The organism is Streptomyces thermovulgaris (assembly GCF_002155915.1).
Taxonomy (GTDB): domain Bacteria; phylum Actinomycetota; class Actinomycetes; order Streptomycetales; family Streptomycetaceae; genus Streptomyces; species Streptomyces thermovulgaris.
Window position 1 is genome coordinate 1 of record NZ_MUME01000346.1, and the last position, 7,034, is coordinate 7,034.

The window sequence follows — 7,034 nt, forward strand, 5'->3', positions numbered from 1 at the left end:
GGTTCCCGTGGGCGCGGTCCACTGGCCCGGCGGCGGCTGTTCCTTGGCCCACTTCACGCCGGAGCTCTGCTGCTGTCCGCCCGGTTGGTCCGCGGACGGTGCGGGGCCGGGGTGGCCGGTGGCGTCGGCAGGTCCGGACCCGACCGGCTCCTGTCCGTCGGAAGGGGAGGATCCGGGCGAGGACCAGCCCGGAGTGTTGTTCATCGTCGCTCCTTCCCGGTTCCCGTCCGCGGTCGCGGCGGCGGATTCGCAGCCATCGTGCCATGGGGCGGTCCTCGGGTGACCGGTGGTGACCGCCGCATCCCCTCAATTGTCCGTCGGACATGGGAGGACCGTCGGCTACGGGGAAGACTGACGGCATGACTGATCAGTACGCGCAGACCCGCGAGGACAACCGGTCGGCCGGGACACCGGCGGTCCGCTGGGAGGAACCGCCCGAGGGGCCGGTCCTGGTCTTCCTCGACCAGACCCGGCTGCCCGCCGAGGAGGTCGAGTTGGTGTGCACGGACGCCTCCGCGCTGGTGGAGGCGATCCGGTCGCTGGCCGTGCGCGGGGCCCCGCTGCTGGGCATCGCCGGGGCGTACGGCGTCGCGCTCGCCGCGGCGCGCGGCTTCGACGTGGACGAGGCCGCGAGGTCGCTGGTGGGTGCCCGGCCCACGGCGGTCAATCTCTCCGTCGGGGTGCGCCGGGCCCAGTCCGCCTACCAGGCGGCGCTGGCCAGGACCGGTGACGTCCGGCAGGCCGCCTCGGCCGCGCTGGCCGCGGCGCGGCAGATGCACCAGGAGGACGCCCGGGCCAGTGCGCGGATGGCCGGGCACGGGCTGGCGCTCCTGGACGAGCTGCAGCCCGGCGGCGGGCATCGCATCCTCACGCACTGCAACACCGGGGCGCTGATGTCGGGCGGGGAGGGGACGGCGTTCGCGGTGGCGCTCGCGGCGCATCGCGCGGGGCGGCTGCGGCGGCTGTGGGTGGACGAGACCCGGCCGCTGTTCCAGGGCGCGCGGCTGACGGCGTACGAGGCGGCCCGCACGGGGATGCCGTACACCCTGCTCACGGACAACGCGGCGGGCTCGCTGTTCGCGGCCGGCGAGGTGGACGCCGTGCTGATCGGGGCGGACCGCATCGCCGCCGACGGCTCGGTGGCGAACAAGGTGGGCAGCTATCCGCTCGCGGTGCTGGCGCGCTACCACCATGTGCCGTTCATCGTGGTGGCGCCGGTGACGACGGTGGATCCGGACACCCCGAACGGTGCGGCGATCGAGATCGAGCAGCGCCCGGGCTATGAGGTGACCGAGGTCGTCGCGCCCCAGGTCCCGGTCACGGGAGCCGGCGGCGGCGTCCCGGTCGCACCGCTGGGCACGCAGGCCTACAACCCGGCGTTCGACGTGACCCCGCCCGAGCTGGTGACCGCGATCGTCACCGAGGAGGGAACCGTTTCGCCGGTGACGGCCGGGGCTCTGGCCGATCTGTGCGCGAGGTCACGGCAGGCGGTGGCCGAATAGCGCGGACGGCGGCCGGGCAGGGGGGGAGGGCGGCCGGAAAGGAGCGGATGACGTCGGACGACACCGGATTGACGGGGACGGTGTCCCGTTCCCGGACGGCGGGAGCAGACAGTAGTGAGGCCGTACGACTATCGTCACGGGCCAGTGAACTCCCTCACCTGGATCTTCGCAGCCGTTACGAGAATGGGATGATGTCGTTCATGAAGGGACGAGTCCTTGTCGTCGACGACGACACCGCACTGGCCGAGATGCTCGGAATCGTGCTGCGTGGTGAAGGTTTCGAGCCGTCTTTCGTAGCCGACGGCGACAAGGCGCTGGCGGCTTTCCGTGAGACCAAGCCCGACCTTGTCCTGCTGGACCTGATGCTGCCGGGCCGGGACGGCATCGAGGTGTGCCGTCTGATCCGGGCGGAGTCCGGGGTGCCGATCGTGATGCTGACGGCCAAGAGCGACACCGTGGACGTCGTGGTGGGTCTGGAGTCCGGCGCCGACGACTACGTCGTGAAGCCGTTCAAGCCGAAGGAGCTCGTGGCCCGGATCCGGGCGCGGCTGCGCAGGTCGGAGGAGCCGGCGCCGGAGCAGCTCACCATCGGTGACCTCGTCATCGACGTGGCCGGTCACTCCGTGAAGCGGGACGGGCAGTCGATCGCGCTGACGCCGCTGGAGTTCGATCTGCTGGTCGCCCTCGCCCGCAAGCCGTGGCAGGTGTTCACCCGCGAGGTGCTCCTGGAGCAGGTCTGGGGCTACCGGCACGCGGCCGACACCCGCCTGGTGAACGTGCATGTGCAGCGACTGCGCTCCAAGATCGAGAAGGATCCGGAGAAGCCCGAGATCGTGGTGACCGTCCGTGGAGTTGGCTACAAGGCCGGGCCGAACTGACGTGTCCGAGGACAGGGCCGCTTCGACACCCGGAGGGACCGGGACCCGCGCGGGGCGGCCTGTCGGCCGGACGGCCCCGCGGTCCCGCTGGGGGTGTCTTCTGGACGGCGGGCTGCTGCACGGCGGTGTGCAGGGCAGCCCGGTCCTGCGTCTGTTTCTGCGCTGGGTGCGGCGACCGCTGCTGCCCGTCATCCGGCTGTGGCGGCGCAACATCCAGCTCAGGGTCGTCGTCACCACGCTGCTGATGTCGCTGGGCGTCGTGCTGCTGCTCGGCTTCGTCGTCATCGGCCAGGTGCGCAACGGGCTGCTGGACGCCAAGGTGAAGGCGTCGCAGAGCCAGGCCACCGGCGGTTTCGCGGTGGCCAAGCAGCGGGCCGACGAGGCGGCGGCAGCCACCGGGGACGCCGCCTCCTCGGCGGACGGCCGCCCCTCCCCGAACGTCATCCAGTGGATGAGCGACCTGGTGTCCTCGCTGTCCAGCGGCGGCCAGGGGGCCTTCGACGTGGTCACGCTGCCCGCGGGCGACGACAGCCGCGGCGGGCGCGGTCCGCGTGCCTCCGGCGGAGTCGACCCGATGGCGAGCGTGCCCGAGGACCTGCGGGCGCGGATCAACAACAGCATGGTGGCCGTCCAGCGCTACACCCGCATCGTCTACAAGGACAGCGACAAGGACCCCCAGCCCGCGCTGGTCATCGGCAAGCAGATCAACGACCCCAACGGTGACCCGTACCAGCTGTACTACCTCTTCCCGCTCACCCAGGAGGAGAAGTCGCTGAGCCTGGTCAAGGGCACCCTGGCGACGGCCGGTCTCTTCGTCGTCGTGCTTCTGGGGGCCATCGCCTGGCTGGTGGTGCGGCAGGTCGTCACACCCGTGCGGATGGCGGCCGGGGTCGCCGAACGGCTGTCGGCCGGGCGGCTGCAGGAGCGGATGAAGGTCACCGGCGAGGACGACATCGCCCGGCTCGGCGAGGCCTTCAACAAGATGGCGCAGAACCTTCAGCTGAAGATCCAGCAGCTGGAGGACCTGTCGCGGATGCAGCGCCGGTTCGTCTCCGACGTCTCGCACGAACTGCGCACCCCGCTCACGACCGTGCGGATGGCCGCCGACGTCATCCACGAGGCGCGGGAGAACTTCGACCCGGTCACCGCCCGCTCGGCGGAGCTGCTCGCCGACCAGCTGGACCGGTTCGAGGCGCTGCTCTCCGATCTGCTGGAGATCAGCCGTTTCGACGCGGGGGCGGCGGCGCTGGAGGCCGAGCCGATCGACCTGCGGGAGGTCGTGCACCGGGTCGTCAGCGGTGCGGAGCCGCTGGCCGAGCGCAAGGGCACCCGGATCCGGGTCGTCGGCGACCAGCAGCCCATCGTGGCGGAGGCCGACGCACGGCGGGTGGAGCGCATCCTGCGCAACCTGGTCGTCAACGCCGTGGAGCACGGCGAGGGCAAGGACGTGATCGTCAAGCTCGCCGCGGCCGGAGGCGCCGTCGCGATCGCGGTGCGCGACTACGGCGTCGGACTCAAGCCGGGCGAGGCGACCCGTGTCTTCAACCGCTTCTGGCGCGCGGACCCGGCACGAGCGCGGACCACGGGCGGTACGGGCCTGGGGCTGTCGATCGCCCTGGAGGACGCCCGGCTGCACGGCGGCTGGCTCCAGGCGTGGGGCGAGCCGGGCGGCGGCTCGCAGTTCCGGCTGACCCTGCCCCGGACCGCGGACGAGCCGCTGCGGGGCTCGCCCATACCGCTGGAGCCCAAGGACTCACGGCGCAACCGGGGCCTGGAGAAGAACGCCGGTTCGTCCGGCGGGGGAGAGAAGCGTGCCACCGTGCCGATGCAGGCGACGGGGGAGCGCACGGCCGCGACACGGGACCCGATCGCGTCCCGGCCCGCCGCGGCGGTCCCCGCGGCCGATCCGACGGCACTGCCCGGCAACGGCGCGCGCGTGGTGCCCCGGCCGGGCGCGGACGCCCGGCGGCAGGAGGACGCGTCCGCGGTGGAGACGGTGAAGAGCGAGTCGGAGGGCTCCGCACGGCCGGAGGGAGCCGGGGCCCGGGACGTGACGCAGCAAGGGGAGGCAAGGCGTGGGCACTGACCGCGAGGGGGGTCTGCGGCGGCCGGTGCGTGCGGCGGTGTACGCCGTCTGCGGGGCCGTCCTGCTGGCGGGCTGCGCCACGATGCCCGACAGCGGGGGCATGCGGGACGTGGAGTCCACCTCGCGCCGGGACACCGAGGTGCGGGTGTTCGCCATGCCTCCCCGGGAGGGCGCCCCGCCCGCGGAGATCCTGCAGGGCTTCCTGGAGGCGCTGACCAGCGACGATCCGCAGTATGCGACGGCCCGCCAGTATCTGACGGAACCGGCCGCGCGCAGATGGCGGCCGGAGTCGTCCACGACCGTGCTCGCCGACGGCCCGGGCATCCAGGTCGACCGTACGACGAGGAACGTCGACACCGACGCCGACGACTACACGTTCATCCTGACCGGCAGCAAGGTGGCCCGGGTGGACGAGCAGCAGGCGTACACGCCGGTGACCGGCCGCTACAGCCAGCCGGTGCGTCTGACGCGGGACAGGAAGAGCAAGCAGTGGCGCATCGACGTGCTGCCGCAGGGCGTCGTCATGGGCCAGTCGGACTTCCAGCGCAACTACATGTCCGTCAACAAGTACTACTTCGCCTCCGACACCGGGGCGGGGGTGCCGGAGACGGCCGTCGCCGACCCCGTCTATGTGCGCCGGCGGGTGGACGCGATGACGCAGATGGTGCGCTCCCTGCTGGCCGGACCCACGAACTGGCTGGCGCCGGCGGTCCGGTCGAGCTTCCCGGCCGGTACGGCGCTGCGTGACGGCGTCGCCGAGCTGACCCCCGACGACCAGAACAAGCTGACCGTGCCGCTGAACGGCAGGGCGTCCAAGGTGGGACGCGAGAAGTGCTGGGAGATGGCGACCCAGCTGCTGTTCACGCTGCAGGACCTGACGCCCACGGTGGACACGGTCGCGTTGCAGCGGGCCGACGGCAGCACCCTGTGCACGCTCGGGGAGGACCGGGCCGTGACCGTCGCCCGGCGCGGGCCGGTGAAGCGTCCCGAGTACCTGTACTTCATCGACGACGAGGGCCGGCTGGTGCGGCTGCCCGGCACCGGCACCACCGCGGAACCGGTGCCCGGTGCCCTGGGCGAGGGCGTCCAGCGGTTCGGGTCGGCGGCCGTGTCGTGGGACGAGCACACCGCGGCGGGGGTCGGCTCCGACGGGAAGTCGCTGTTCGTGGGCTCGCTGGTGACGGGCGGTGCGCTCGAGCCGCCCGTGCTGCGGAGCAACGGTGTCACCGAGACCGACCGGCTGACGGCGCCGAGCTGGGACGCCCGCGGGGACCTGTGGGTGGCCGACCGCGATCCCGCCCGGCCGCGGCTGCTGATGCTGGAGCAGGGCGGGGGAGAGCCGATCGACGTGCGCGTTCCCGGGCTGAAGGGACGCGTCGACGCGGTCCGGGTGGCCGCCGACGGGGTGCGGATCGCACTCGTCGTGCAGGCGGAGGACGGCCACAAGTCCTTGCTCATCGGGCGGATCGAACGGGACGGCAGCGTCGGGGACCGGCCGGAGGTGTCGGTGATGGGGCTGCGTTCGGCGACGCCGGAGCTGGAGGACGTCACCGCCATGTCGTGGGCCGGTGACAGCCGGCTCGTGGTGGCCGGACGGGAGCAGGGCGGCGTGCAGGCGATGCGGTACGTCCAGGTCGACGGTTCCACACCGGAGGGCCCGCCGCCCGCCGCGCTCACCGGGGTGCAGTCGATCGCCGCGTCCGAGGACGACCGGCTGCCGCTGGTGGCGTACTCGTCGGAGGACGGGATCGTCCGGCTGCCGTCCGGGGCGCAGTGGCAGAAGGTGATCAAGGAGGGGCGGGCACCGGTCTATCCGGGCTGAGTGCCTCGGTCCGTCCGGGCCGGGCGCTTCTCGCGCTCCGCGCTCGTCCCGGGGGCGTTCCGAGCCCGGCCGGGCTGTGCCGGTTTGTGCCGGGCTGTGCCGTGCCGGTCGTGTCGGCCCATGCCGGCCCGTTCCTCTTTTTTGGTTTTGTTCTGTTTGCGTTCCGTTCTGTCCGTGCCTGCCGGCGCTGCCCTGTTCGTCTTCTTTTGCCCGTGCCGCCCTGGCCGGGCGTTCCGCCTTCACGCGTGTGGGGGAAGCCCTGATCGTCCCGGGCCGAGTCGTCCACAGGGGGTTGTCCACAGGGCCGGCCGGGACGCCGCCGCGTGGGCACAGTGGAGTGCATGCGTGGGTGGTGGCAGGACCTGACCGACCTGGTGCTGCCGGCCGAGTGCGGGGGCTGCGGCCGGCCGCGCACGGTGCTCTGTCCCGCGTGCCGGGCCGCTCTGGGCGGGGGTGCACCGCGCCGGGTGCGTCCGGTGCCGGAGCCGCCCGGGCTGCCGGCCGTGTACGCGGCGGTTCCGTATGCGGACGCGGTCCGGGCGGCCCTGCTCGCCCACAAGGAGCGGGGCGCCCTGGCTCTCGCGCGCCCGCTGGGCGTGGCGCTGGCGGGTGCGGTGCGGGCCGGACTGCGGGCAGCCGCGGCAGGGGCAGGGGCAGGTACTGGCGCAGAGCCGGGGGCAGGAGCGGGAGCCGGGACAGGCACAGGGCCGGGAGCAGACGCGGGAGCGGCGGGCGCGGGGCGGTCG

The 7,034-nt window shown here is 73.0% G+C and carries 5 protein-coding genes and 1 pseudogene; 5 read left to right on the forward strand and 1 reads right to left on the reverse strand.

Annotation, left to right across the window (positions count from 1 at the left end):
* Positions 1 to 204 (reverse strand): annotated as a pseudogene (locus CCN35_RS28985) (hypothetical protein); the annotation flags it as partial.
* A gap of 155 nt (positions 205 to 359) precedes the next feature.
* Between CCN35_RS28985 and mtnA the strand changes: the two are divergent.
* The 5 genes from mtnA to CCN35_RS28990 form a co-directional block, all read left to right on the forward strand.
* Positions 360 to 1,502 carry an S-methyl-5-thioribose-1-phosphate isomerase gene (gene mtnA / locus CCN35_RS23620; protein ID WP_086794271.1) on the forward strand — a complete coding sequence of 381 codons (1,143 nt, stop codon included), beginning with the start codon at positions 360 to 362 and terminating at the stop codon, positions 1,500 to 1,502.
* Between the two features lie 188 nt (positions 1,503 to 1,690).
* Positions 1,691 to 2,380 carry a two-component system response regulator MtrA gene (gene mtrA / locus CCN35_RS23625; RefSeq protein WP_201450929.1) on the forward strand — a complete coding sequence of 230 codons (690 nt, stop codon included), beginning with the start codon at positions 1,691 to 1,693 and terminating at the stop codon, positions 2,378 to 2,380.
* A 1-nt stretch (position 2,381) separates the two neighbouring features.
* A complete protein-coding gene (gene mtrB, locus CCN35_RS23630) occupies positions 2,382 to 4,466 on the forward strand; it encodes an MtrAB system histidine kinase MtrB (RefSeq protein WP_067399591.1) in 2,085 nt (694 codons plus the stop codon).
* The gene (locus CCN35_RS23635; protein ID WP_086794272.1) at positions 4,456 to 6,288 is read left to right on the forward strand and encodes an LpqB family beta-propeller domain-containing protein; all 1,833 of its coding nucleotides are present in this window, start codon (positions 4,456 to 4,458) and stop codon (positions 6,286 to 6,288) included. The genes mtrB and CCN35_RS23635 overlap by 11 nt, the downstream gene beginning before the upstream one ends.
* A gap of 341 nt (positions 6,289 to 6,629) precedes the next feature.
* Positions 6,630 to 7,034 (forward strand): ComF family protein (locus CCN35_RS28990; protein ID WP_425444314.1); only part of this gene is annotated, 405 nt, incomplete at its 3' end.

Coding starts and splice junctions, on each gene's coding strand:
- mtrA (WP_201450929.1), top strand. CDS start 1,691: ATGATGTCGTTCATGAAGGGACGAGTCCTTGTCGTCGACGACGACACC.
- mtnA (WP_086794271.1), top strand. CDS start 360: ATGACTGATCAGTACGCGCAGACCCGCGAGGACAACCGGTCGGCCGGG.